Origin of the sequence: Gryllotalpicola ginsengisoli DSM 22003 (assembly GCF_000419445.1) — a bacterium.
In the GTDB taxonomy this organism is placed as follows: domain Bacteria; phylum Actinomycetota; class Actinomycetes; order Actinomycetales; family Microbacteriaceae; genus Gryllotalpicola; species Gryllotalpicola ginsengisoli.
Map to the genome: position 1 here is coordinate 78,953 of NZ_AULK01000004.1, position 24,581 is coordinate 103,533.

Sequence of the window (24,581 nt, forward strand, 5' to 3'; positions counted from 1 at the left end):
GACGAGGCTGCTCCTAGACTTGGCGCCATGGCAGATTCCTCGTTCGACATCGTCAGCAAGGTCGACAAGATGGAGGCCGACAACGCGGTCAACCAGGCGCGGAAAGAGCTCGACTCGCGCTACGACTTCAAGGGCGTGGGCGCCTCGGTCGAATGGTCCGGCGACCAGCTGCTGCTCAAGGCGAATTCGGAGGAGCGCGTGAAGGCGGTGCTCGACGTGCTCGAGTCGAAGCTGATCAAGCGCGGCATCTCACTCAAGTCGCTCGACGCGGGCGAGCCGTTCGCCAGCGGCAAGGAGTACCGCATCGAGGCGAAGCTCAAGAACGGCATCGACCAGGAGAACGCGAAGAAGATCAACAAGCTGATCCGCGACGAGGCGCCGAAGTCGGTGAAGAGCCAGATCCAGGGCGACGAGGTGCGCGTCTCATCCAAGAGCCGCGACGACCTGCAGGCCACCATCGCTCTGCTCAAGGGCAAAGACCTCGACGTCGACCTGCAGTTCGTGAACTTCCGCTAAGCGCAGACACACGGATGCCGCAGGCCGAAGCCCGCGGCATCCGTCGGTGTCAACTCACGGCAGCGACTCGCACGCGGAGCCGTCATTATCCGAGTCCAGCCCGGCCACGTCGCCGTAGTACGGGTAGTACTTCGCGAACCACGCCTGCGCCTGCGCGTGCGTCGCGAAGTCGCTGCAGTCCACGTCGCCGGGACGCGCGGGCTTCGAGCTCGTCGTTGCGGGTGCGGTGACGGCGGCCGTGGCTGCCGAGAGCTTGCTCACGGTGGTGTAGCCCGCCTTCCTGCCGGTCACGCGCACCGTGATCCGCGCGCCCTTCTGGGCGGAGGTCAGCACGAGCGTCGACCGCGTGGCCTTCGAGATGGCCTTGCCCGAGGCGTACCACTGGAAGCTGAAGCTCGTGCCGCTGCTCCACGTGCCCCGGATGGCCGTGAGCGTGCTGCCGACCCTGGCCGTTCCGGAGATCTTCGGGGTGGTCCACTTCAGCGTGCCGGCGACCACCGTGTGGGTACGGGCGGAGATGCGGGCGGCCGTCGTGTAGCCGGGCTTGCTGCCCGTCACCTTGACGATGATCGACTTGCCGAGCTGAGCGGCCGTCGGGGTGAAGGTGGAGTGCGTAGCCTTCGGGATGGCTCGGCCGGAGGCGAGCCACTGGTAGGAGTACCTGACGCCGCTGCCCCACGAGCCGCGGATCGCGGTGAGCGTCGAGCCGACCTTGGCGGTGCCAGAGATCTTGGGAGCGATCGAGCGCAGGGTGCCGGAGGCGATCGCGGCCGTGCGCTTCGACCCGAGCGTCGACGAGGTGTACCCGGCCAGCGTGCCGGTCACGTGCACGGTCAGCGTCTTGCCGCGGTAGGCGGCCGGAATCGTGTAGCTCTGGTGCGTGGCGCCGCTGATCTTCACCGACGAGGCGTACCACTGATAGGCGAACGCCGTCCCCGACGTCCAGGTGCCGGGATGCGCGGTGACGGTGGAGCCCACCTTCACGGTGCCGGAGATCGTCGGCGTCGCCTTCGTGAGCACTCCGGCGGCGACGGGGCCGACGGCGTCGCTCGTCGCGGTGGCGTCGGCGTATCCGGACTCGGTGCCGGTCACCGTGACGGTGATCGACGCGCCGAGCTGCTCGGGTGCGAGGGTCAGCGTCGGCCCTGTGGCCGGGAGCGCGGTGCCGTCCGCGAACCACTGGTAGGCGAGTGTCGCGTCGCTCGGCCAGCCGTCGGTCGCCGCGGTGAGGGTGGCCCCGACGCGGGCCGTGCCGCTGATCGAGACGCTGCCGGAGAGGGCGGGCTGTTCGTCTGTCACGGTTGCGGCGGAGGAGGTGGGCGGCGTGTCCGCGAAGGCGGGCACGGACGAGAGGGCGAGGCCGGCGGTCAGTACCGCGGCAAGCGAAAGCGAAATGGATCGATGCTGAAGCACGAGAGTTCCCCTGGGTGCGAATGCGGCACGATGCCGCCTGCTCCACGGTACGGAGCGCAGCGCCCGTGAGGGAAACTCGCAGCCGCCCCCAAATCGGGTTGCTCCCCGAACGGGGTACGGGGCTTCGAGACGCCGCTGCGCGGCTCCTCAGCCACCGGAGCGGGAGAGTTGCGCGGCTCCTCAGCCGCCGGGCTCGTCAGTTGGTCGCGACGGTGTCGCCGCGGGAGATGTCGACCATCTCGTCGCGGTCGACGACCTTGATGCGGGCGCGGCCCTCGGGCTCGCCGAGGGCGATCTCGTGCGCGTCGAGCGCGTGCCAGCCGTCGAGATCGGTGTAGCGGATGCCCCGGGCCTCGAGCAGCTCGACGATGGCGTCCTCCTGCGGGGCCTCCGGAGTCCACCAGTTGCCGACGTCGTTGATGAGGTGCGAGATGGTCTCCATCGCGTCCGACTTGGTGTGGCCGATCAAGCCGACCGGGCCGCGCTTGATCCAGCCGGTCGCGTACACGCCGTAGACCTGCTCGTTGTTGTCGGGGTTGATGACCTGTCCCTCGTGGTTCGGGATCACGCCGTGCTTCTCGTCGAACGGCACCCCGGGCAGCGGCGAGCCGAAGTAGCCGACGGCGCGGTAGACCGCCTCGACCGGGGTCTCGCGGAACTTCCCCGTGCCCACGACTCCGCCCTGGCCGTCCGGGCGGGTGCGCTCGTAGCGCAGGGCGCAGACCCGGCCCGAGGCATCCGTCACAACTTCGGCCGGCTTGGCGTAGAAGTGCAGGTGCAGGCGACGGCTCGCCTCGCCCGTCTCGCGCTGCCGCCAGGACTGCAGCACGCGGTCGATGACCATGATCTGCTTGTTGCCGGCGATGGAGGCGCGGGCGTGCTCGTCGTAGTCGAAGTCCTCGTCGTAGAGGATCATGTCGACGTCGCGCAGCTCGCCCAGCTCGCGCAGCTCGAGCGGGGTGAACTTCACGCTCGTCGGCCCGCGGCGGCCGAACACGTGCACGTCGGTCACGGGCGAGGCCTTGAGCCCGGCGTAGACGTTCGCGGGGATCTCGGTGGGCAGCAGGTCGTCGGCGTGCTTGGCGAGGATGCGGGCCACGTCGAGGGCGACGTTGCCGTTGCCGATGACGGCGACCTCCTTCGCCTCGAGCGGCCACTCGCGCGGGTAGTCGGGGTGGCCGTCGTACCAGCTGACGAAGTCTGCGGCACCGTAGCTTCCCTCGGCGTCAATGCCGGGGATATTCAGGTCGGCGTCGCGCACGGCGCCGGTGGCGAAGATCACCGCGTTGTAGTGCTTCTTGAGGTCGTCGAGGGTCAGGTCGGTGCCGAAGCGCACATTGCCGAAGACGCGGATGTCGCCGCGGTCGAGCACGTCGCGCAGCGCGGTGATGATGCCCTTGATGCGCGGGTGGTCGGGGGCGACGCCGTAGCGCACCAGCCCGTACGGAGCGGGCAGGTGGTCGAAGAGGTCGATGGAGACGTCGAAGCTGCGCTCGGCGCGCAGCAGGATGTCGGCGGCGTAGATGCCGGCGGGGCCGGCGCCCACGATGGCAAGCCGAAGCTTGGTCATACTCGTGCGTTCTCCTTTTGTTGTGGTCTCCATTCGCCGGATGAACCGGCGAGTCGACCGGCGGGGCGGCGGGCGTTGCGTCAGTTGGAACGGTCGACGATGGTGTCGGCGAAGCGGATCAGCGCCTTCTTCACGGGCCCTGCGGGCAGCGGGGCGAGCGCGGCGATCGCCTGCTGGGCCCACTCCCGGGCTTCGGCGAGGGTCTCGGCCGTCACCCGGTGCTCGCGCAGGCGCCGCACGCCCTCGGCGACGTCGACCGACTCGTCGGCGCCGATGACGTGCTGCTCGAGGTAGTCGAGGAGCTCGCGGGCCGAGGCATCCGTCGCCGCTGCCGCGCGCAGTTTGAGCAGCGGCAGCGTGACGACGCCGGCGCGCAGGTCGGTGCCCGCGTTCTTGCCCGTGTTCGCCTCGGAGTCGGACAGGTCGATGACGTCGTCGATGAGCTGGAAGGCGATGCCGACCTTCTCGCCGAATTCGAGAACGGATGCCTCGTACTCGGCCGGCGCGCCGCCGAAGACGACGCCGAACTGCGCGGCGGCCGCGATCAGCGATCCGGTCTTGTCGGCGAGCACCTTCAGGTAGTGCTCGATCGGGTCGTCGCCGTCCTCCGGCCCGATGGTCTCGTGCAGCTGGCCCATGCACAGCCGCTCGAAGGTGTCGGCCTGCAGCTTGATCGCCCGCTCCCCGAGCCGGGCGATGAGCTGGCTGGCGCGGGCGAACAGCAGGTCGCCGGTGAGCACGGCCACCGAGTTGCCCCAGACCAGCTGGGCGCTCGGGACCCCGCGTCGCAGCGCCGCGTCGTCCATCACATCGTCGTGGTAGAGCGAGGCGAGGTGGGTGATCTCGACGACCTGCGCGGCGGTGATCACCTGCTCGTTGACCCCGTCGCCGAGCTGCGCGGTGAGCAGGGTGAGCACGGGCCGCACCCGCTTGCCGCCGGCGTCCAGCAGGTAGGTGGCGGTGACGTCGGCGACCTTGTCGGCGAAGCGCATCTCGTGCTTGAGGCCGGCCTCGACCTTCTCGAGCGCCTCGTCGAGGGTGCGGGCGAGCGCACGCTCGGATGCCGAGGCGGTCAGCTTCTCGGCCAGGCCGAACTGGCTCGTGAGCACCGACGAGGTCACGCGGATCGCCCTTCCCCTGGCCGAGCCCCCGGCGCGCGGGGAGCCGGCGGACCGCCGGGCTTGAACCCGCGGTGCAGGGCGACGATGCCGGCCGTGAGATTGCGGTAGCCGACCCGCTCGTACCCGGTTTCGCGCAGCCAGCCGGCGAGGGCGCGCTGGTCGGGCCAGGCGGCGATCGAGTCCATCAGGTACTCGTACGCCTCGGGGTTGGAGGAGGCGAGGCGGGCGAGCACCGGCATGCCGCGCTCGAGGTAGGCGAAGTAGGCACGGCGCAGCAGAGCGTTCGGCGGGGTCGAGAACTCGCAGATCACGAGCCGGCCGCCGGGCTTGGTCACGCGCAGGAACTCGGCGAGCGCCGTGCGCGGCTCCACCACGTTGCGCAGCCCGAAGGAGATGGTGACGGCGTCGAACTCGTCGTCGCCGAAGGGGAGGTCGGTGGCGTCGGCCTGCACGAATTCGACGAGCCGGTTGCCGGCCTGGCGGGAACGGCCGACCTCGATCATGCCGGCGCTGAAGTCGGCGGCCACCACGTAGGCGCCGTGCTTCGCGATCGCGGCGCTCGAGGTTCCGGTGCCGGCGGCGACGTCGAGGATCAGCTGGCCGGACTGCGGGGCGATCGCACGCGTGGTGGCGATGCGCCACAGGTGGTCGTTGCCCGCCGAGAGCACGGTGTTCATGCGGTCGTAGTGGCGAGAGACCTCGTCGAACATCGCCGCGACCGCGTCCGGTCGCTTGGAGAGGTCGGCCTTGTTCACCCGTCCAGCCTAACCGGCGCACCATCAGGTCCGGCATGGAGGGGCGGCGTAAAGTCTGTGTGCGTGACTGCGACCGCGACCCGCGTGCAGGCGCTGACCGTCGAGACCTCCCCGCTCGACGACGTGCGCCAGCTCGTCCCCTTCCTCGACCCGCGCAACCCTCTGCTGTGGTTGCGGCGCGGCGAGGGGATCGCCGGCGTCGGGGAGGCGGTGCGGCTCGAGTTCTCGGGCCCCAGCCGCATCGCCGACGCGGCCGCCGCGTGGCGGGAGCTCGCCGGCGCGGCGACCGTCGTCGACCGGGTCGGCGTGCCCGGAACGGGCCTCGTCGCCTTCGGCACCTTCGCGTTCGCCGACGACTCGACCGCCTCGAGCGTGCTGATCGTGCCGCGCTTCGTCGTGGGCCGGCGCGACGGCCGGGCATGGCTGACCCGGGTGACGGATGCCTCCGCCGGTGCCGCCCCGGCCGGCCCGGCTCCCGCCGGCCCGGCGCCCACCCCCTTCGGCCCGGAGTTCCGGCTCGGCTTCCTGCCCGGGGAGCTGACCGCGGCGGGGTACGGCGAGGCCGTCGCATCCGTCGTCGAGCGCATCGAGTCAGGCGAGCTGCGCAAGGCCGTGCTCGCCCGCGACCTGCACGCGCATCTTCCGGCCGGGGCCGACGTGCGACGCGCGCTGGTCGAGCTCGCGCTCGGCTACCCGGGCTGCTGGACCTTCGCGGTCGACGGCTTCGTGGGCGCCTCGCCCGAGACGCTGGTGCGGGTCGCCGGCGGCGCGCTGTCGGCGCAGGTGCTCGCCGGCACGGCGGCCCGCGGCGGCACCGCCGAGGCCGACACCGGCGCCGCGACGGCGTTGGCGGCCAGCCGCAAAGACCTGGTCGAGCACGCCTACGCGGTTGAGAGCGTGCTGACGGCCCTCGGCCCGCACACGGCGACCCTCTCGTCGGGCGAGCCGTTCACCCTCAAGCTGCCCAACCTGTGGCACCTGGCCACCGACGTGGCAGGCACCCTGCGCGACGGCTCGTCGTCGCTCGACCTCGTCGCGGCGCTGCACCCGACGGCCGCGGTCGCGGGCACGCCGCGGGCGGCCGCCCTCGAGGCGATCGCCGAGCTCGAGCCCTTCGACCGGGGCCGCTACGCGGGGCCGGTCGGCTGGATCGGCGCCGACGGCTCGGGAGAGTGGGCGGTGGCGCTGCGCAGCGCGCAGATCGACGCCTCCGGCGACATCACGGCCTACGCCGGCGGCGGCATCGTCGCCGGGAGCGACCCCGTGCTCGAGGTGGCCGAGACCACGATGAAGTTCCGCCCCATCGTCGAGGCGTTCGGCTGAGGCATCCGTCGCTGGTCGTCGTCGCCGCCCGCGGTGACGCGCGGCGTCAGTGCTCGTGGTGGTGCGCGGCGTGCTCGCCCACCGGCGTCGCGCCGGGCCGGGTCCACTGCGCGGTGGGGCGGCCGCGGCGGTGCTCGGTGATGAGCGCGCCGTGCTCGTCGGTGCGCCAGTAGGCGTACGTCGGCCCCTGCGGCCAGCCGGGCGGCGAGTCCTCCCACACCTCCTGCCGGCCGTACACCGTGCGGTCGAGCAGGCCGAAGGTGGGATTGAGCACCTCGAGCCCCCGGTCTGTGGTCTCGTAGCTGAGGAAGACCCGGTCGCCCCGGCGCAGGAAGGCGGCCAACCTCTTCGTCTGCCGATACACGGGGTCGTCGAGGTGGTGCGTCGAGTACCAGGGCAGCGAGTAGCCCATGAAGTCGCGCAGCGCCGAGATCTCCTCCCACGGGCCCGACGAGAAGATCGCGAAGCTCACCCCGCGCGCCTTCAGATAGCTCGCGTCCTGGAAGTTCCAGACCGTGATCGTGCAGCCCTCGCACTGAGCCTCCATCGGCTGCCCGTCGTAGAACATGTGCTTGTAGACCAGCAGCTGGTCGCGCCCGTCGAACACGTCGAGCAGAGACACCGGGCCCTCCGGCCCGATCACGTCGCGCACCGCGACCTCGGTCATCGGCAGTCGACGCCGCGCGGCGGCAAGCGCGTCGCTCGCCCGCGTGTGCTCCTTCTCGAGCTGCAGCAGCTCGTCCCGCGCCCGCTGCCAGGTCGCCCGATCGACGACGGGCGGCGCCGCGGTCTCGCTCGCCGGCTCGGTCATGGCGCACAAGGTACTCGCCTCGCAGTGCGCTGTGAAGACAGACGGATGCCTACGCGAGCGGCACGTGGATCAGCGTCGGCTCCGCGGTGACCGCCGACAGCGCCTGGTCGAGCTCGCCGCGCGTCGCGGCCCGCACGTACCGCCAGCCGTAGGCGCGGGCGAGCGCCTCGAGGTCCACGTCGCGCGGGGTCAGCTGCACCCTCTCGAAGGCAGCCGCGTCGGCGACCTGCGCGACCTCGAGCCCGGCGAAGATGCTGCCGCCGCGGTCGTCGCCGACGATCACCTGGATCGGCGGGGTCCGCTCGCCCGGGGTCTGCAGCAGGGCGCCCGCGTCGTGCAGCAGCGTCAGGTCGCCGAGCAGCACGCGGGTGACCCCTGCTCCCGTTCTCTGAGGCCCTCGAAGGGCGGCGTCCTGAGGCTCTCGAAGGGCGGCCCCGTCGTGCAGCGCCGCAGCCACGCCCAGGCCGGTCGCGATCGTCCCGTCGATGCCGCCGAGGCCGCGGTTCGCGTACACCGTGATCTTCTTGCCCGGAACCGAGCGGTCGAGCTCCCGGATCAGCCGCGACGCCCCGAGCACGAGCCGGTCGTGCGGCCAGGTGTAACGCCAGACCGCGTCGGCGAGCATCCGTCTCGTCACGGGTTCGCGCACCGCCGCGAGCTCGCCGCGTACGTAGGCGGCGCGCGTCGCGGGGTCGCGCGAGCGCGCGGCCTCGGGGTCGGGGGCGACTTGGTCGGCGCCGGCCTCGCGCCGCGCCGCCTCCTCGACCAGGCGGCGGCCGGCGAAGACCCATCGGCCGGTCCACTCGCGCGCCTCGGGCGAGCCGGGGTCGACGAATGCCGCGAGCCGAACTGCGCCCACCCTGCGGGCGGAGTGCCCCGGGTCGTAGAACTCGTCGTCGTCGGACGGGTCGACGACGATCGCCTCGACGCCTGGGCGGCTGAGCAGGGCCGGCACTTCGCGGCTCAGCGTCGGGTGCCCGAAGACGATCGCGCGGCGCACCTCGCCGCCGAAGTCCGGGTCTGTGAGCAGTTCGCGGTAGGCGACGACGAGGTTCGGGCCGAAGCGGCTGAGGCTCGACGCCTCGGCGATCAGCGGCCAGCCGCCGGCGCGGGCGAGCTCCTCCGCCTCCGGGCCGGCCGAGTCGCCGGCGATGACGACGGTGCGCACCTCCGGCCCGAGCTCGGCCTGGTCTCGATTCGTCACTTTGTGCTCGCCGGGCGGGGTGCCGTCAGCAGAAAGCGACGAATCGGCGGAGGCGACCGCCTGGCCGGCAGCGGCATTCGTCACTTTGTGCTCATCAGCCCCGGTCGCACCGACAAGAACTGACGAATCGGCGGGAGCGGGGGGCGCGAAGAGCGGCGACAGGTCCGGCACGGGGGCGGAGAGCGGATCGCGCAGGGCGAGGTTCAGGTGCGCGGGGCCCTGCCGGGCGGCACCCCACAGCTCGGAGGCGAGGGATGCGGCATCCGTCTCACCCTCGGCGTGCACGTCGCGGAACCACGTCGCCGCCGCGCCGTACAGGGCGAGCTGGTTCGCGGTCTGGTTGGCACGGATGCCGCGCAGTTCGCCCGGCCGGTCGGCGGTCACGACGATCATCGGCACGCGCGCCGCGCGCGCTTCGAGCACGGCCGGGTGCAGGTTCGCCGTCGCGGTGCCGCTCGTAGTGATGACGACGGCCGGGGTGCCGGACTCGCGCGCGAGGCCGAGGGCGAGGAATCCGGCGACGCGCTCGTCGATGCGCACGTGCAGCCGGGCGGCTCCCACCCGCTCGAGCTCGGCGGCGACCAGCGCCGGCGCCTGCGACCGGGAGCCGGGCGAGACCACGAGATGCCGCACGCCGTGGCGCACGAGCGCGGTGAGCAGGGCGAGGGAGAAGTCGGTGGCGTCGTTGCCGGTGGGGAGGATGCGGGCAGGGGCGGGCGGGGCCTGGTCGGCGCTGCGCGCCTGCTCGGCCGACGACGGATCAGGCATCCGGCCCGTCGCCGGGGTTCTTCGGCCGGTTGCCCAGGCTCGCGAGGAACTCGGCGTCGTCGTCGGGGGCGATGGGCCCGGAGCGCCGGGCCCGGTCGTGGCCGATCGAGAACCAGAGGGCGGCGCCGATCAGGGGGAAGACGACCACGACGGCGATCCAGGCCGCCTTGGGCAGGCCGCGGGCCGAGAGGCGGTCCGCGAGCGCCACGTGGGCGATCGAGTAGATGTAGAAGACCGCGGCGATGAACCCGATGACGAGCCACAGGCGGAACATGCCCTCATGGTAATCCCGCGCGCGCCCGCCGGAGCCGCGCGTGCGGCGGCCGCACAGAACCGTGACCGTACGCTTGAGGCCGTGAAGAAGCTCCCCGCCTGGCTCGTCTACACCGTGCTGCGACTGCTGCTGATCGTCGTGCCGCTGGCGATCTTCCTGCTCCTGTTCGGCAAGGAGTACTGGCCGGTCTGGGTGATCGCCTCGGTGGCCATCGGCTTCACGCTGTCCTACATCTTCCTGGCCCGGTTCCGGCACGCGATGGCCGAAGAGCTCGTCGCCGCACGCTCCCGGGCCAAGGTGGCGAAGGGCGACGACGCCGACGAGGACGCCGAGATCGAGGCATCCGAGGTCGAGTCGCCCGAGGTCGAGGCATCCGATCGCGCGGACGAGGACAAGGCCTAAAAGGCCAAAGCCCAGCCCACGAAGATCGCATAGGCGAGCGCGGTGAGGCTGGTCAGCTGCAGCGCGAGGATGAGCTCGCGTGCGGTGCGCGCCGTGCAGGTGATGAGCACCGCGGGCAATGCCATGAGCAGGACGAACAGCGTGAGCCACGCGATCGGGTAGACGAACGCCAGCAGCGACGAGATCGCGAACGGCAGCAGCACGAAGACCGTGTACAGCACCTTGGACCAGGTGGGGCCGACGAGCACCGCGAGGGTGCGCTTGCGGGCGAGACGGTCCTGGTCGATGTCGCGGATGTTGTTGACCATCAGCACCGCACAGGCGAGCAGTCCCGCGGCGGCGGAACCGATCCAGCCCTCCTGCGACACGGTCTTGATCTGCACGTACTGCGTGCCGGCCGTCGCGGCGACGCCGAAGAAGGCGAAGACGAACACCTCGCCGAGACCGTAATACCCGTACGGATGCTTGCCGCCGGTGTAGAACCAGCCGGCTGCCACGCTCGCCGCCCCGACCGCGAGCAGCCACCACAGCTGCGTGTCGATCACGGTGACGATGCCCACCACCGCGGCGGCGGCGAAGAACGAGAGCGCCACCGTCAGCACGGTCTTCGGCTTGGCCCGGCCCGACCCGGTCAGCCGGCTGGGGCCCAGGCGGTACTGGTCGGTGCCGCGCACCCCGTCGGAGTAGTCGTTGGCGTAGTTCACCCCGATCTGCAGCAGCAGGGCGACCGCGAGCGCCGCGAGCGCGCGCACCCAGTGCCACTCCCCCGGGTCGCTGACCGCGCGGGCCGCGCCCGTGCCGATGATCACGGGGGCGACGGCGAGAGGCAGCGTGCGCAGGCGTGCGCCGCCGATCCAGTCGGCGAGCGTGGCGGGGGGAACCTTGGCGGGGTTGCCGCCCGGGCGACGGCTGTTGGTCTTGGCGCGGGTGGACATCGCCGCAAATCCTAGTGGTGCCGGCTATGCCTGAGCACCGGCCTGCGGGCCGGGCCGAGGACGCTCCGGCTCCGCCGAAGCATGACAACATGTTGAAGCGTTCGACAGCTTTTGTCCAAGTGCCGTTATCTTGATCTGCGCAGTTCTCGAGACATGGAGGTGAGGGCGCTGTGGTCAAGGCCGCGAAGTCAGCAGGGGGGCAAATGAGCACCGCGGCGGCGGCGGCCGGCATCACGCGTCTTGACCGCCAGACGGTGGACGGAGAGCGGCTGCTCGCCGTATTTACACAATTGGTTGAGCCGATCGGCCGTTCACTGCCGGCGTGCTCCGAGGTGGTCCTGCACGACCTCAGCCGGCTGCCGAACTCGATCGTCGCGATCTACGGCGATGTCACGGGCCGCACGGTGGGCGACCCCGCCACCGATCTCCTGCTCAAGACGACGGTGTCGCAGCAGATGGACGACGTGGTCGGATACGAGACACAGCTCGAGGACGGCCGCACGCTGCGCAGCTCGACGATGCTCATCCGTGACGTCGCCGGCACGCCCGTGGCGGCGCTGTGCATCAACAGCGACATCTCGGTGTGGGAGTCGGTGAGCCGCATCGCCGAGATCATGCTCGGGCACGGCACCTCCGCCGCGTCCGCCGCGGGCCGCGCCGCTCCGGTGCTGCGACCCGTCGACCGGTCTCGGTCCGACGACTCCGCGCCCTCCGCCGCCGCGTCCACCACGTCGGGGCCCTCGGAGGTGTTCGTCCGCGACGTCGACGAGCTGGCCGCTCTGCTGCTCAAGCAGGCGCTGGACGAGGCGGGCGTTCCCCCCGAGCTGATGCAGAAGCGCCACAAGATCGCAGTGGTGCGGTCGCTGAAGGCGCGCGGCATGTTCCTGCTGCGAGACGCCGTCGAGACGATCGCCGCGGCGCTCGGGGTCACCCGCTTCACCATCTACAACTACTTGAACGAGATCGAGAGCGAAGACGAGGGGGCTTCGACGGCCGGGTAGACAGCCGGTGCAGGCCGGCGTGACGCCGGCACGCCGCTACTCCACCCCGGGCCCGGCCACGAGCGCGGCGAGCGCGACGCGGTCGGGCTTGCCCGAGGCCAGGTGCGGGATCTCCGGCACCGTGATGAGGCGGGCCGGCTGGGCCGCACGGCCGATCGCGCGGGCCGACGACGAGCGGATGGCCGCGAGCGAGGCATCCGTCGCCGTCGTCACCACCACGGGCACCTGCCCCCACTCGGCGCTGTCGGCCGCGACGACGACCGCGTCGGCGAGGCCCGGCAGGGAGCGCACGTGCCGCTCGACCGCGTCGAGCAGCACCTTCTCGCCCCCCGAGATGATCACGTTGTCGGCGCGGCCGTGCACCACGACGGTGCCGTCCTCGCGCACCTCGCCCAGGTCGCCGGTGCGGTACCAGCGCCGGCCTTCGGCGACGACGAACGCGGCGTCGGTGCGCTCCGGGTCGCCGAGGTACCCCTCGGCGAGCGTCGGGCCGCTGAGCTCGAGCACGCCGCCCGCGACGCGCGCCCGGGTCGGACCGATGGGCACGCCGTCGTACACGCAGCCGCCGCTCGTCTCGCTCGAGCCGTAGGTGCGCACGACGCGCAGGCCGAGATCGGATGCCTCCTGCCGCAGCTCCTGCCGCAGCGCCTGCCCGCCCACGAGGATCGCGTCGAAGCGCCGCAGCTCCTCGAGGAGCGCCGGGTCTGCCGCTGCGGCTGAGAGGAGCCGCGCGAGCTGCACGGGCACCAGGGAGACATACCGCTCCTGGCCGGTCATCGCCCGTGCCGCGTCGCGGAAGGCGGCCGGGTCGAAGTGCCCCTCGGGCATCAGCACGGGCTCGGTGCCCGCCGCGATCGAGCGCACGAGCACGTTGGCGCCGGCGACGTAGTGCGCCGGCAGGCACAGCAGCCACTGCTTCGATGGCCCGCCGGCGCCGGCGCCGGCGCCCGGGCGCAGGCTCGGGGCGATGGCCGCGTCGGAGGCGGCGGCGCTGGCGAGCAGCGCATCGGCGGAGAGCGCGACGCGCTTCGGGGTTCCGGTCGAGCCGGAGGTCTCGATGACGAGCGCGACGCTCGGGGGGACCGTGTCGCCGGCCGCTCGGTCTCCATTCGCCGGCTGCGCCGGCGAGTCGACCGGCGGGGCGGCGGCGCCGGCGGCCGGCTCAGGCGCAGTGCCGGCGGTCGACTCAGGCGCAGTGCCGGCGGTCGACTCAGGCGCAGCCTGAATGGAGACCCCGGCACCCCCCGGCGGGGCGTACGGCAGCACGGCGGGACCGGTGCCGTCGAGCGCGGCGCGCAGCGCATCCAGCAGCGCGGGAACGTCGTCGGCCGGCATCCGTCGCAGTTCTCGGGTCATCGCCTCCCACGCTACGCCGCCGCGAAACCGCCGGACGACTCAGAAGTGGTACGGGAAGGGCGACCAGTCGGGCGCGCGCTTCTCGAGGAACGCGTCACGCCCCTCGACGGCTTCGTCGGTGCCGTAGGCGAGCCGCGTCGCCTCGCCCGCGAACAGCTGCTGGCCGACGAGCCCGTCGTCGACCGCGTTGAACGCGTACTTGAGCATGCGGATCGCGGTCGGCGACTTGCCGAGCACGATGCGCGCCCACTCGATCGCCTTCTGCTCGAGCTCGGCGTGCGGCACGACCGCGTTCACCGCGCCCATCTCGTAGCCGCGCTGCGCCGAGTACTCCTGGGCGAGGAAGAACACCTCGCGGGCGAACTTCTGACCGATCTGGCGGGCGTAGTAGGCGGAGCCGTAGCCGGCGTCGAAACTGCCGACGTCGGCATCCGTCTGCTTGAATCGCCCGTGCTCGGCGCTCGCGATCGTGAGGTCGCAGACCGCGTGCAGCGAGTGCCCGCCGCCGGCCGCCCAGCCCGGCACGACGGCGATGACGACCTTGGGCATGAAGCGGATCAGCCGCTGCACCTCGAGGATGTGCAGTCGCCCGGCGCGCGCGCTGTCGGTGACGGATGCCTCGTCCTCGGAGTACTTGTAGCCGTCACGGCCCCTGATCCGCTGGTCGCCGCCGGAGCAGAACGCCCAGCCGCCGTCTTTGGGGCTCGGGCCGTTGCCGGTGAGCAGCACGACGCCGATCTTCGGGTTCGTGCGCGCATCGTCGAGCGCCGCGTACAGCTCGTCGACCGTGTGCGGCCGGAACGCGTTGCGCACCTCCGGCCGGTCGAAGGCGACGCGGGCGATGCGGCCGTCGCGCGAGTGGTGGTAGGTGATGTCGGTCAGCCCGTCGAAGCCGGGCGCGGCCACCCACTCGGCGGGGTCGAAGATCTCGGAGACGTGGTGCGGCATAGACGAAAGCCTACGTTCGCGTACAGGCCATTTCTGGCGCGGGTGCATGGGGCGTCCAGGCGGGACGCAATATGGTTCAGGTGGTGACCCCTGAAGAACCGACGCGCCGCGCCGCCCTGGCGCACCGCCGCGAGACCAGAAAGAAGACCGTCGCCCGCCGAACGATCGGCTGGACCGCGTTCGGTCTTGCTGCGCTGCTCGTGGTCGTGGCCGGATACGTCGGCTACAACTACTTCAACTTCCAGAACGGCGTGACGAAGATCTCCGGGGTGATCGACAAGGCCAAGGGCGACAAGGACGTCGACGGCAAGGCGCAGAACATCCTGCTCGTCGGCGTGGACGAGCGGCCGGCCAACATGACGGCCGAGCAGTACAAGGAGCTCAGCACCACGCCCGACGGCGGCGGCCTCAACACCGACACGATCATCCTGCTGCACGTGCCGGCGGACGGCTCGTCGGCGACCCTCATCTCCTTCCCGCGCGACTCGCTCGTGACGATCCCGGGCTTCGGCCAGAACAAGATCAACGCCGCCTACGTGCTCGGCCGCAACTCCGTCTCGGGCACGACGCAGCAGCAGGATGCCGCCGGCATGAAGCTGCTCATCAAGACCGTCGAGGGGGTGACGGGCCTCAGCATCGACCACTACGTCAAGGTCACGCTGCTGAGCTTCTACACCATCGCCAAGGCGCTCGGGCCCGTCACGGTCTGTCTCAACGAGGCGGTCGACGACCCGTACTCGGGCGCGAACTTCAAGGCGGGCAAGCAGCAGCTGAACGCCACCCAGGCGCTGCAGTTCGTGCGGCAGCGCCACGGCCTGCCCAACGGGGACTTCGACCGGGCGGTGCGGCAGCAGTACTTCCTGTCGGTCGAGGCGCAGCAGGTGCTGTCGGCCGGAACCCTGTTGAACCCCGTCAAGCTCAACAACGTGGTCAGCGCGGTCTCGAGTGCGCTGGAGACCGATTCGGGCCTCAACCTCGCGTCGCTCGCGCTGCAGATGAAGGGGCTCAAGGGCGGGAACATCCAGTCGGCGACGATTCCGCTGGCGACGCCGAGCACCGGATCCGCGCTGATCGACGGGCAGGAGCTCAGCGTCGACTTCCTCGACTACGCCGCGATCCCGGGCTTCATCGCCCAGGTGATCGGCGACACCGGCGCCCCCGACGCGTACAAGAAGGCGAAGACGGTCGACCCGTCGACCGTGTCGGTCGACGTGCTGAACGGCGCAGGCACCGCCAACGGGTCCTCGACGGCCCTGGCGACGCTCGCGCAGGTCGGCTTCCAGACCGGCACCCCGCAGGACGCCCCGCAGCAGCAGCAGGCCACCACCATCTACTACCCGGTGGGCATGGAAGCGCAGGCGAAGACGGTGGCGCAGTACTTCCCCGACGCGGACGTGTCGGTCTCGCCGGCGTACCAGAAGGTCACCGTGATCCTCGGCACCGACGGCAAGATGCCGCAGACGACGCCGTACACGCCACCGGCGAAGACGTCGACGCCGAAGGCGTCGAAGACCTCGACACCGAGCTCGTCGAGCACGCCGAGCGCCACCGCGTCGACGCCGACCAAGAACTACAACGCCGACGTCTGCGTGAACTGACGTGAGAGAGCCGCCGCCGCTTCCCGACCTTCCCGACCTTCCCGAGGTGCTCGCCGGAGCGCACGTGGTCGCGCTGCCGATGGTGAGGCGGTTCCGCGGGGTGACGGTGCGCGAGGCGCTCGTCGTCGAGGGCCCCCTCGGCTGGACCGAGTTCAGCCCGTTCGTGGAGTACGACGACGAGGAGGCGGCGACGTGGCTGGCCGCCGCGTACGACTTCGGGTGGGGCACGGATTCCTCCCCGCAGCGTTCCTCGATCCGCGTGAACGCCACCGTTCCTGCGGTGGGCGCCGGCGACGTCGCATCCGTGCTCGCCCGCTACCCGGGCTGTCGCACCGCCAAGGTCAAGGTCGCCGACCCCGGCCAGACGCTCGCCGACGACGTGGCGCGGGTCGCCGCGGTGCGCGAGGTGCTCGGCCCCGAGGGGCGGGTGCGCGTGGACGCCAACGGGCTGTGGAACGTGGACGAGGCGGAGCACGCGATCCGGGCGCTCGAGCCGTACGACCTCGAGTACGTCGAGCAGCCGGTGGCGACCGTGGAGGAGCTGGCCGAGGTGCGCCGGCGCGTGGGACGGCTCGGCATCCTCATCGCCGCAGACGAGAGCGTGCGCAAGGCGAGCGACCCGCTCGCCGTCGCCCGGGCCGGAGCCGCCGACGTGCTCATCGTCAAGGCGCAGCCGCTCGGCGGGGTCGCCCGGGCGGCCGAGCTCGCCGCCGAGGCGGGGCTGCCCGTGGTGGTCTCGAGCGCCCTCGACACCTCGATCGGGCTGGCGATGGGGGCGCACCTGGCCGCGGTGCTGCCCGAGCTCGAGTTCGACTGCGGGCTGGGCACCGCCGCGCTGTTCGCCGCCGACGTGACGGCGGAGCCCCTGCTGCCGCAGCACGGCGCGATCCCGGTGCGCCGGGTCGCCGCAGACCCCGCGCTGCTGGCCGCGCACGCGGCTCCCGAGGAGCGGCGCCGGTGGTGGCTCGAGCGCCTCGAGCGCTGCCACCGGCTGCTGGCCGCCGCCGGCTGATCTGCGGCGTCGCTCAGTCGACCGGGGCGAGCTCCGCGATGAGCACCCGGTCGTCGCCGACGTCGACCGTCTCGTGGCGGGCCAGCACGAAGCCCGCGGGCGCCGCGACCTCGGCGAGCGCCTCCGGGGTCTGGAACGGCGCGTGGTTCGGCGTGTACCCGGGAGTGGCCGCCCCGGCGCCGTGCCCGTGCTCGGGCCGGACCGCGAAGGTGGCCGTCACGAGGGTGCCCTCGGGGGCGAGCATGCGAGCGAACTCGTCGAAGACGGCGGCGGGGTCGGCGACGAGATGCAGCACGGTCACGCACGTGACGAGATCGGCCGCGGCATCCGCCACCGGCAGCTCTTCAGCGCGGCCCTCGATGAACTCGGCCGCGGGCAGCTCGCGCCGGGCGACCGCGAGCATGCCCGGCGTCACGTCGACGCCGACGAGCCGCAGCGACGGATGCCTCGCCGCGATCGCCCGCAGCACGAGCCCGGTTCCCGTCCCGACGTCGAGCACCGTGCCGACCTGGTCGAAGTCGGCGAACCCGGCCACCGCCTCGGCCAGGGCCCGGTGCATCGCGCTGTCGTCGTAGTCGGCGGCCCGCTCGTCGAAGCGCGCGATGATGCCCGCCATCCGCTCGTCGCTCATGCCCCCGACCCTACGCGGCCGGGTCGCGGTCAGTCGGGGCGCGCGGCGGACTCCTCGGCCTCGAGCACCACTTCGTGCTGCAGGGCGGCGATGTCCTCGGTCGCGGGGTCGCCGTGCAGGCCGCCGGAGAGCGCGTACTCCTCCTCCGGCGACAGGATCAGCCGGGTGCGGCCGAACAGGGCGAAGAGCACCACCCCGAGCACGAACACGATGGCGATGATGACGATCGCCAGCTGGAACGACGGGTTGAACAGCAGCGCCACGAAGGAGATCAGGGCGATCACCCCGGCATAGACGGCGCCGGGTACGCCCCACGGGCTCTTCCACGGCCGCTTCGCGTTCGGGAACTTGCGGCGCAGCAGCAGGAACGAGGTCATCTGCAGCACATAGGCGATCACGGCGCCCCACACCGAGATGTTGAGCACGACGGCGCCGGCCGACTCGCTGCCGGAGTACTGCACGATGAACAGCGCGGCGAAGCCGATCACGCCGCCGACGATCAGCGCGACCCAGGGCGTCTGCGTCGCCCCCGTCAGCGACAGGAACTTCGGGTAGTAGCCGGCGCGGGACAGCGAGTACATGTTGCGCCCGTAGGCGTACATGATGCCCTGCAGCGAGGCGAGCAGCCCGAGCAGCGCGAAGATCGAGAGGATCGCCGCCGCCTCCTTCGGCAGGAAGGATGCGAAGCCGTCGAGCAGCGGCTGACCCGAGGCGCCGGTCGTGTCGGCGCCGAGCACGGCCGGGTTCAGGAACAGCACGATCGCTGCGCACACCATCAGCGAGACGAGGCCCCACACCCCTCCGCGCGGGATGTCCCGCGCCGGGTTGTGCGTCTCCTCCGCGGCCAGCGGCAGCTCCTCGATGCCGAGGAAGAACCAGATCGCGAAGGGCAGCGCGAAGAAGATCGTGTGCACGCCGTGCGGCAGGAAGGCCGAGGCGCCGGCGTCCGGCTTCACATCGAACAGCGAGCCGAAGTCGAGGGCGCCGTTCGCGGCGGCGAGGATCGCGAACAGCACCAGGATCGCGATCGACACGATCGAGACGACGATCGCGAACTTGAACCCGACGGATGCCCCGGCGGTGTTGAGGGCGACGAAGACGACGTAGAGGATCGCCCACCACACCACGGGCGACAGGCTCGCCCCGGTGAGGGCCTGCAGCGCGGCATCCGCGTACTGGCCGGAGTAGTAGACGACGACGGCCGTGGTCATGACGTACTCGATCGACTCGGCGAGCCCCGTGACGAAGCCTCCCCACGGGCCCATCGCGGCGCGCGCGAAGGAGTAGGCGCCGCCCGTGTGCGGCATCGCGGCCGACATCTCGCCGATCGAGAAGAACAGGCCGAAGAACATCAGCGCCACGAACACCGTGGCGATCAGCAGCCCGCCCCAGCCTGCCGACGCGATGCCCCCGTTCCAGCCCGAGAAGTCGCCGGAGATGACGGCGGCGACCCCGATGCCCCAGATCCCCCAGAACCCCGCCGAGCGGCGCAGGGTGCGCTTCTCGAAGTAGCTCTGGTCGACGGTCGTGTAGCTCACGCCCGAGGTGCTGACCTTCTCAGGTGCCGACATGCGCGCGCGTCCTTTCCGAGGCGGGATGGTGCGGGTTGCGAGCGAGCATAGGGTTCCGAAAGGCCGGTCACCATACCTTTGGCTGTAACGGGCATGTAAAAAGAAGCGGCTTCGCGGGGGCATCCGTCGTGCTGTAATGGTCGGCAACCAACCTTTGAACCGCGAGGAGCGAGAGATGGCAGAGCCGAGCGGATACCTCACGGTGGAGCAGCTCGCCGGTTTCGCCGCCGACGGGGCGATCGACACGGTGATCATCGCCTTCACCGACATGCAGGGCCGGCTCGTGGGCAAGCGCACGAGCGCGCGGCTCTTCCTCGAGGAGTACGCGGCGCACGGCGCCGAATGCTGCAACTACCTGCTGGCCGTCGACGTCGAGATGAACACCGTCGGCGGCTACGAGATCTCCAGCTGGCAGCGCGGCTACGGCGACATGGTGATGAAGCCTGACCTCGGCACCCTGCGCGCCGCGCCGTGGCTGGTGAAGACCGCGATCGTGACCGCCGACCTGCAGTGGCTCGACGGGGCGCCGGTGGTGCAGAGCCCGCGCGCGATCCTGCAGCACCAGCTCGACCGGCTGCGCGAGCGCGGCCTCGAGGCGTTCGTGGGCACCGAGCTCGAGTTCATGGTGTTCGAGGACTCGTACCGCGACGCGTGGCGCAAGGGCTACCGCGAGCTGACGCCCGCCACCGACTACAACGTCGACTACGCCCTGGCCGCCTCGACGCAGATGGAGCCGCTGCTGCACGACATCCGCGTCGCGATGGACGGCGCCGGCATGTACTGCGAGGGCGTGAAGGGCGAGTGCAACCTCGGCCAGCAGGAGATCGCGTTCCGGTACAAGACGGCGCTCGAGACCTGCGACAACCACTCGATCTACAAGAACGGCGCCAAGGAGATCGCCGCCGCGCACGGCCAGTCGCTGACCTTCATGGCGAAGTTCAACGAGCGCGAGGGCAACAGCTGCCACATCCACCTCTCGCTGAGGGACGCCGACGGCGCCGCCGTGTTCGCCGACGACGCCGACCCTGAGGGCCTCGGCATGTCGGGGCTGTTCCGCCACTTCCTGGCCGGGCAGCTCGCGGCGCTGCGCGAGCTCACGCTCTGCTACGCGCCGAACATCAACTCGTACAAGCGCTACCAGCCCGGCTCCTTCGCCCCGACCGCCGTCGCGTGGGGGCTCGACAACCGCACCTGCGCGCTGCGGGTCGTCGGCCGCGGCGCCTCGCTGCGGGTGGAGAACCGCACGCCCGGCGGCGACGTGAACCAGTACCTCGCGGTCGCGGCGCTCATCGCCGCCGGACTGCACGGCATCGACAACGAGCTCGAACTCGAGCCCGCCTTCGCCGGCAACGCCTACGACGCCGAGGTTCCGCAGGTGCCCAGCACGCTGCGCGAGGCCGCGCAGCTGTTCGGCGAGTCGCGCATCGCCCGGGAGGCGTTCGGCGACGACGTCGTCGACCACTACCTCAACAATGCGCGTGTCGAACTCGCTGCGTTCGATGCGGCCGTCACGGATTGGGAGCGGGTGCGTGGTTTCGAAAGGCTCTGAGGGGCCCCTTGGTCTCCACTCACCGCTGCGCGGTGAGTCGACCGGCGGCGGGGGCGGGCGCGGGACGGTGGTCGACTCGGGCGCGACGCGGCCGAATGGAGACCCGGCGCCGGTGATCGGTGTCACCACCTACCGGCAGCGGGCGCAGACCGGGGTGTGGGACACCGAGGCGGCGTTCCTGCCCGCCCAGTACCTCGACGGTGTGACCGCCGCCGGCGGCATCGCCGTGCTGCTGCCGCCGCAACCCGTGACCTCCGTCGGGGCCGAGAGGGTGCTCTCCCGCCTCGACGGACTCCTCATCTCCGGCGGGGTCGACGTCGACCCCGCCCGGTACGGGCAGCGCCCGCATGAGCAGACGGATGCGCCGCAGCCGCTGCGCGACGACTGGGATCTCGCCCTGCTCGACGCGGCGATCGCCGCCGGCCTCCCGTTCCTCGCCGTGTGCCGGGGCGCGCAGGTGCTCAACGTGCTGCGCGGAGGCACCCTCGTGCAGCACCTGCCCGACGTGGTCGGATCGACCACGTACCAGCCGGGCGGCGGGCAGTTCAACCGGGTCGAGGTGGAGGTCGAGCCGGGCAGCCGGCTCGCGTCGCTCGTCGGCGAGCGCACCCTCGGCCACGTCTACCACCACCAGGCGATCGACCGCGTCGGCGACGGCCTCACCGTCACGGCGCGCAGCGGCGACGGCGTCATCGAGGCCGTCGAGCTGCCGGAGCACGACTTCGGGGTCGCCGTGCAGTGGCACCCGGAGGAGGACCGCGACGACCGCGCCCTGTTCACCGGCCTGGTCGACGCCGCCGCCGTATATGCCGAAAACCGCATGAGACAGGACGCATGACCGAGCTGACCCTGATCAACCCCGCCGACGAGACCGTGATCGCCACGGTCCCGGCCTTCGACGCCCCGCAGACGGATGCCGCGATCGCCCGCGCCAAGCAGGCGCAGCGCTCCTGGGCCCGGCTCTCCCCCGCCGACCGCGCGGCCGCGCTGCGCCGCTTCGCCGACGCCGTCGACGGGGCGGTGGAGGAGCTGGCGCAGCTCGAGGTGCGCAACTCGGGGCATCCGATCGCCTCGGCCCGGTGGGAGGCGGGGCACGTGCGCGACGTGCTCGAGTACTACGCGGGGGCGCCGGAGCGGCTGTTCGGACGGCAGATCCCGGTCGCCGGAGGGCTCGACGTGACCTTCCACGAGCCGATCGGCGTGGTCGGGGTGATCACGCCCTGGAACTTCCCCATGACGATCGCGTCGTGGGGCTTCGCCCCGGCCCTCGCCGCGGGCAACGCCGTGCTGCTGAAGCCCGCCGAGTGGACCCCGCTGACCAGCCTGCGCCTGGCCGAGCTCGCCCTCGAGGCCGGACTGCCCGAGGGCCTGTTCCAGGTGCTGCCCGGCGAGGGGCGCGTCGTCGGCGACCGGCTGGTCGAGCATCCGGACGTGCGCAAGATCGCCTTCACCGGGTCGACCGCGACCGGCACGGCGATCATGGCGAAGGCCGCCGCGCAGGTGAAGCAGGTCACGCTCGAGCTCGGCGGCAAGAGCGCCAACATCGTCTTCGCCGACTCCGACCTCGAGAAGGCCGCGGCGACCGCCCCCTACGGGGTGTTCGACAACGCGGGGCAGGATTGCTGCGCGCGCAGCCGCATCCTCGTCGAGCGGTCCGTCTACGAGCGCTTCATGGAGCTGCTGGAGCCCGCCGTCGCCGGCGTGCGCGTGGGCGACCCGGCCGACGCCGGGACCGAGATGGGTCCGCTGGTGAGCCGGCAGCACTTCGAGAAGGTCGCCTCGTACGTTCCCGACGACGCCCCGGTGGCGTTCCGCGGCACCGCCCCCGACGGGCCCGGGTTCTGGTTCCCCCCGACCGTGCTCACCCCGTCCGACCCGAACGATCGCACCGTCGTCGACGAGATCTTCGGGCCCGTGGTCGTGGTGCTGCCCTTCGACGACGAGGCCGACGCGATCCGCCTGGCCAATGCGTCGAGGTACGGCCTGAGCGGCTCCGTGTGGACGAGGGACCTCGCCCGCGGCATCCGTGTCTCGCGCGCGATCGAGAGCGGCAACCTGAGCGTCAACTCGCACTCGTCGGTGCGGTACACGACGCCGTTCGGGGGTTACAAGCAGTCGGGGATCGGCCGCGAACTCGGGCCCGACGCACCGCTCGCCTTCACCGAGACCAAGAACGTGTTCATCGCAGTAGAGGAGAACTAAGTGCCCGTCGCACCGCTCGACCTGACCCAGCGGCTCGCCGGCCGCGTCGCCGTGATCACCGGCGGCGGCAGCGGCATCGGCCTCGCGACCGCCAAGCGCCTGGCTGCCGAGGGGGCGAAGGTCGTCATCGCCGACATCGACCCGGGCGCCGGGCAGGCCGCCGCCGAGCTCGTCGACGGGCTGTTCGTGCCCACCGACGTCACCGACGAGGAGCAGGTGAACGCGCTCTTCGACACCGCGGCGGCCACGTACGGCTCGGTCGACATCGCGTTCAACAACGCGGGCATCTCGCCGCCCGACGACGACTCGATCGAGACCACCGAGCTGTCCGCCTGGCAGAAGGTGCAGGACGTCAACTTGAAGTCGGTGTACCTGTGCTCGCGCGCGGCGCTGCGGCACATGACCGCCCAGGGCCGCGGGTCGATCATCAACACGGCGTCGTTCGTCGCCGTGCTCGGGTCGGCCACCTCGCAGATCTCCTACACCGCCTCCAAGGGCGGCGTGCTCGCCATGACCCGCGAGCTCGGCGTGCAGTTCGCCCGGCAGGGCATCCGCGTCAACGCGCTCTGCCCCGGCCCGGTCAACACGCCGCTGCTGCAGGAGCTGTTCGCCAAAGACCCCGAGCGGGCCCAGCGGCGGCTCGTGCACGTGCCGGTCGGCCGCTTCGCCGAGCCGGAAGAGCTCGCCGCCGCCGTCGCGTTCCTCGCCAGCGACGACGCGTCGTTCATCACGGCGTCGACCTTCCTCGTCGACGGCGGCATCTCCTCCGCCTACGTCACTCCGCTGTGAGCGACCCGCTGTGAGCGACTCGCTGCTGCGGCCGATCAAGGGCGGCAACGCGTTCGAGGAGACGGTGCAGCGGCTGCTGCAGACCATCCGCCTCGGCGCGGTCGGCCCGGGCGACCGGCTGCCCAGCGAGCGGGAGCTGGCCGTGCGCCTCGGTGTGAGCCGCGACACCCTGCGCGAGGCGATCAGCGCGCTCGCCGACGCCGGCTTCCTCGTCTCGCGGCGGGGCCGGTACGGCGGCACCTTCGTCACGGACGACCTGCCCGAGCACGCGCCCGGCCTGTACGAGGTGACGGATGCCTCGGCCGCAGCCGCCCCGTCCCGCCTCAGCCCCGACGAGATCGCGGACGCGCTCGCCGTGCGGGCGGTGCTCGAGCTCGGCGCGGTGCGCCTCGCCGCCGCCCGAGCGCTGCCCGCGGAGGACCGGCAGCGGCTGCACTCCGCCCTCGAGGAGAGCGCCGGTGCGGCATCCGTCGACTACCGTCGCCTCGACTCGCGCCTGCACCTGACCATCGCCGAGCTCGCGGGGGCGCCCAGCCTGGTGCCGCTCGTGGCCGACGCGCGCACGCGGGTGAACCTGCTGCTCGACGAGATCCCACTGCTAGCGCGCAACATCGCCCACTCCGACCAGCAGCACGAGCGCATCGTGCGGGCGATCCTCGCCGGCCGCGCCGATGAGGCGGTCGCCGCGATGCAGGAGCATCTCGACGGCACGGCCGCCCTGCTCACCGGCTTCCTGACCTGAAGACGCCGGTCTGGTGCCGGCGAGCGGTGCGAAATCACCCTCCAAGCGTCGGCTGAAGGGTGATTTCTGACCGGTCAGCGGGCGCGGCGA

General features: G+C 71.7%; 23 protein-coding genes. 11 read left to right on the forward strand and 12 right to left on the reverse strand.

What is annotated here, in order from left to right:
• Nucleotides 1-27: 27 nt before the first annotated feature.
• Nucleotides 28-516, forward strand: a complete 489-nt coding sequence (locus tag H563_RS0108895; RefSeq protein WP_022882255.1) for a YajQ family cyclic di-GMP-binding protein — start codon at nt 28-30, stop codon at nt 514-516.
• Between the two features lie 54 nt (nt 517-570).
• Here H563_RS0108895 and H563_RS15905 read toward each other — a convergent pair whose 3' ends face one another.
• The 4 genes from H563_RS15905 to H563_RS15910 form a co-directional block, all read right to left on the reverse strand.
• Nucleotides 571-1,815, reverse strand: a complete 1,245-nt coding sequence (locus H563_RS15905; protein WP_162138940.1) for an excalibur calcium-binding domain-containing protein — start codon at nt 1,813-1,815, stop codon at nt 571-573.
• A 310-nt stretch (nt 1,816-2,125) separates the two neighbouring features.
• Complete coding sequence (locus tag H563_RS0108905; RefSeq protein ID WP_022882257.1) at nt 2,126-3,499, reverse strand: FAD-dependent oxidoreductase; 1,374 nt, start codon at nt 3,497-3,499, stop codon at nt 2,126-2,128.
• Nucleotides 3,500-3,579: 80 nt separating this feature from the next.
• Nucleotides 3,580-4,620 carry a polyprenyl synthetase family protein gene (locus H563_RS0108910; RefSeq protein WP_022882258.1) on the reverse strand — a complete coding sequence of 347 codons (1,041 nt, stop codon included), beginning with the start codon at nt 4,618-4,620 and terminating at the stop codon, nt 3,580-3,582.
• Nucleotides 4,617-5,375 (reverse strand): class I SAM-dependent methyltransferase, encoded by a 759-nt coding sequence (locus H563_RS15910; RefSeq protein WP_022882259.1) that lies wholly within the window; start codon nt 5,373-5,375, stop codon nt 4,617-4,619. The genes H563_RS0108910 and H563_RS15910 overlap by 4 nt, the downstream gene beginning before the upstream one ends.
• Before the next feature lie 63 nt (nt 5,376-5,438).
• Here H563_RS15910 and H563_RS0108920 point away from each other — a divergent pair, with 63 nt between their 5' ends.
• Complete coding sequence (locus tag H563_RS0108920; protein WP_022882260.1) at nt 5,439-6,698, forward strand: isochorismate synthase; 1,260 nt, start codon at nt 5,439-5,441, stop codon at nt 6,696-6,698.
• 46 nt (nt 6,699-6,744) lie between these two features.
• On the opposite strand, the gene H563_RS0108925 is transcribed toward H563_RS0108920, so the two are convergent.
• The 3 genes from H563_RS0108925 to H563_RS15915 are packed head-to-tail and all read right to left on the reverse strand — an operon-like array spanning nt 6,745 to nt 9,755.
• A complete protein-coding gene (locus H563_RS0108925; protein ID WP_022882261.1) occupies nt 6,745-7,509 on the reverse strand; it encodes a DUF899 family protein in 765 nt (254 codons plus the stop codon).
• A gap of 49 nt (nt 7,510-7,558) precedes the next feature.
• Nucleotides 7,559-9,481 (reverse strand): 2-succinyl-5-enolpyruvyl-6-hydroxy-3-cyclohexene-1-carboxylic-acid synthase, encoded by a 1,923-nt coding sequence (gene menD / locus H563_RS0108930; RefSeq protein WP_022882262.1) that lies wholly within the window; start codon nt 9,479-9,481, stop codon nt 7,559-7,561.
• Nucleotides 9,474-9,755, reverse strand: a complete 282-nt coding sequence (locus tag H563_RS15915; RefSeq protein WP_022882263.1) for a PLD nuclease N-terminal domain-containing protein — start codon at nt 9,753-9,755, stop codon at nt 9,474-9,476. The genes menD and H563_RS15915 overlap by 8 nt, the downstream gene beginning before the upstream one ends.
• Before the next feature lie 81 nt (nt 9,756-9,836).
• Here H563_RS15915 and H563_RS0108940 point away from each other — a divergent pair, with 81 nt between their 5' ends.
• On the forward strand, nt 9,837-10,157 hold the full coding sequence (locus H563_RS0108940) for a DUF4229 domain-containing protein (RefSeq protein WP_022882264.1): 321 nt from the start codon (nt 9,837-9,839) through the stop codon (nt 10,155-10,157).
• Here the strand turns inward: H563_RS0108940 and H563_RS0108945 are convergent.
• The gene (locus tag H563_RS0108945; RefSeq protein WP_022882265.1) at nt 10,154-11,092 is read right to left on the reverse strand and encodes a 1,4-dihydroxy-2-naphthoate polyprenyltransferase; all 939 of its coding nucleotides are present in this window, start codon (nt 11,090-11,092) and stop codon (nt 10,154-10,156) included. The two genes, H563_RS0108940 and H563_RS0108945, sit on opposite strands and share 4 nt — an antisense overlap.
• A gap of 203 nt (nt 11,093-11,295) precedes the next feature.
• Between H563_RS0108945 and H563_RS0108950 the strand changes: the two genes are divergently transcribed.
• The gene (locus tag H563_RS0108950) at nt 11,296-12,093 is read left to right on the forward strand and encodes a helix-turn-helix transcriptional regulator (RefSeq protein WP_022882266.1); all 798 of its coding nucleotides are present in this window, start codon (nt 11,296-11,298) and stop codon (nt 12,091-12,093) included.
• Between the two features lie 36 nt (nt 12,094-12,129).
• Here the strand turns inward: H563_RS0108950 and H563_RS0108955 are convergent, their stop codons facing one another.
• Entirely contained in the window at nt 12,130-13,449 is a 1,320-nt protein-coding gene (locus tag H563_RS0108955; RefSeq protein WP_022882267.1) for an AMP-binding protein, read from the reverse strand.
• Between the two features lie 39 nt (nt 13,450-13,488).
• The gene (locus H563_RS0108960) at nt 13,489-14,397 is read right to left on the reverse strand and encodes a 1,4-dihydroxy-2-naphthoyl-CoA synthase (protein ID WP_022882268.1); all 909 of its coding nucleotides are present in this window, start codon (nt 14,395-14,397) and stop codon (nt 13,489-13,491) included.
• Nucleotides 14,398-14,480: 83 nt separating this feature from the next.
• Here H563_RS0108960 and H563_RS17410 point away from each other — a divergent pair, with 83 nt between their 5' ends.
• Both H563_RS17410 and H563_RS0108970 read left to right on the forward strand, forming a co-directional pair.
• The gene (locus H563_RS17410; RefSeq protein WP_162138941.1) at nt 14,481-15,995 is read left to right on the forward strand and encodes an LCP family protein; all 1,515 of its coding nucleotides are present in this window, start codon (nt 14,481-14,483) and stop codon (nt 15,993-15,995) included.
• Between the two features lies 1 nt (nt 15,996).
• A complete protein-coding gene (locus tag H563_RS0108970) occupies nt 15,997-17,007 on the forward strand; it encodes an o-succinylbenzoate synthase (protein ID WP_022882270.1) in 1,011 nt (336 codons plus the stop codon).
• Nucleotides 17,008-17,020: 13 nt separating this feature from the next.
• Here the strand turns inward: H563_RS0108970 and H563_RS0108975 are convergent, their stop codons facing one another.
• Nucleotides 17,021-17,638, reverse strand: coding sequence for a class I SAM-dependent methyltransferase (locus tag H563_RS0108975; protein ID WP_022882271.1), 618 nt, complete (start codon nt 17,636-17,638; stop codon nt 17,021-17,023).
• Nucleotides 17,639-17,667: 29 nt separating this feature from the next.
• Nucleotides 17,668-19,209, reverse strand: coding sequence for an amino acid permease (locus H563_RS0108980; RefSeq protein WP_022882272.1), 1,542 nt, complete (start codon nt 19,207-19,209; stop codon nt 17,668-17,670).
• A 175-nt stretch (nt 19,210-19,384) separates the two neighbouring features.
• Between H563_RS0108980 and H563_RS0108985 the strand changes: the two genes are divergently transcribed.
• From H563_RS0108985 to H563_RS0109005, 5 genes are all read left to right on the forward strand, one after another.
• Nucleotides 19,385-20,758, forward strand: a complete 1,374-nt coding sequence (locus H563_RS0108985) for a glutamine synthetase family protein (RefSeq protein ID WP_022882273.1) — start codon at nt 19,385-19,387, stop codon at nt 20,756-20,758.
• A 67-nt stretch (nt 20,759-20,825) separates the two neighbouring features.
• Entirely contained in the window at nt 20,826-21,596 is a 771-nt protein-coding gene (locus H563_RS0108990; protein WP_022882274.1) for a gamma-glutamyl-gamma-aminobutyrate hydrolase family protein, read from the forward strand.
• Entirely contained in the window at nt 21,593-22,960 is a 1,368-nt protein-coding gene (locus H563_RS0108995) for an aldehyde dehydrogenase family protein (protein WP_022882275.1), read from the forward strand. Before H563_RS0108990 ends, H563_RS0108995 begins: the two co-directional genes overlap by 4 nt.
• Nucleotides 22,961-23,749, forward strand: a complete 789-nt coding sequence (locus tag H563_RS0109000; protein WP_022882276.1) for a 3-oxoacyl-ACP reductase — start codon at nt 22,961-22,963, stop codon at nt 23,747-23,749.
• Between the two features lie 10 nt (nt 23,750-23,759).
• Nucleotides 23,760-24,491, forward strand: coding sequence for a FadR/GntR family transcriptional regulator (locus H563_RS0109005; RefSeq protein ID WP_022882277.1), 732 nt, complete (start codon nt 23,760-23,762; stop codon nt 24,489-24,491).
• Nucleotides 24,492-24,581: the final 90 nt, after the last annotated feature.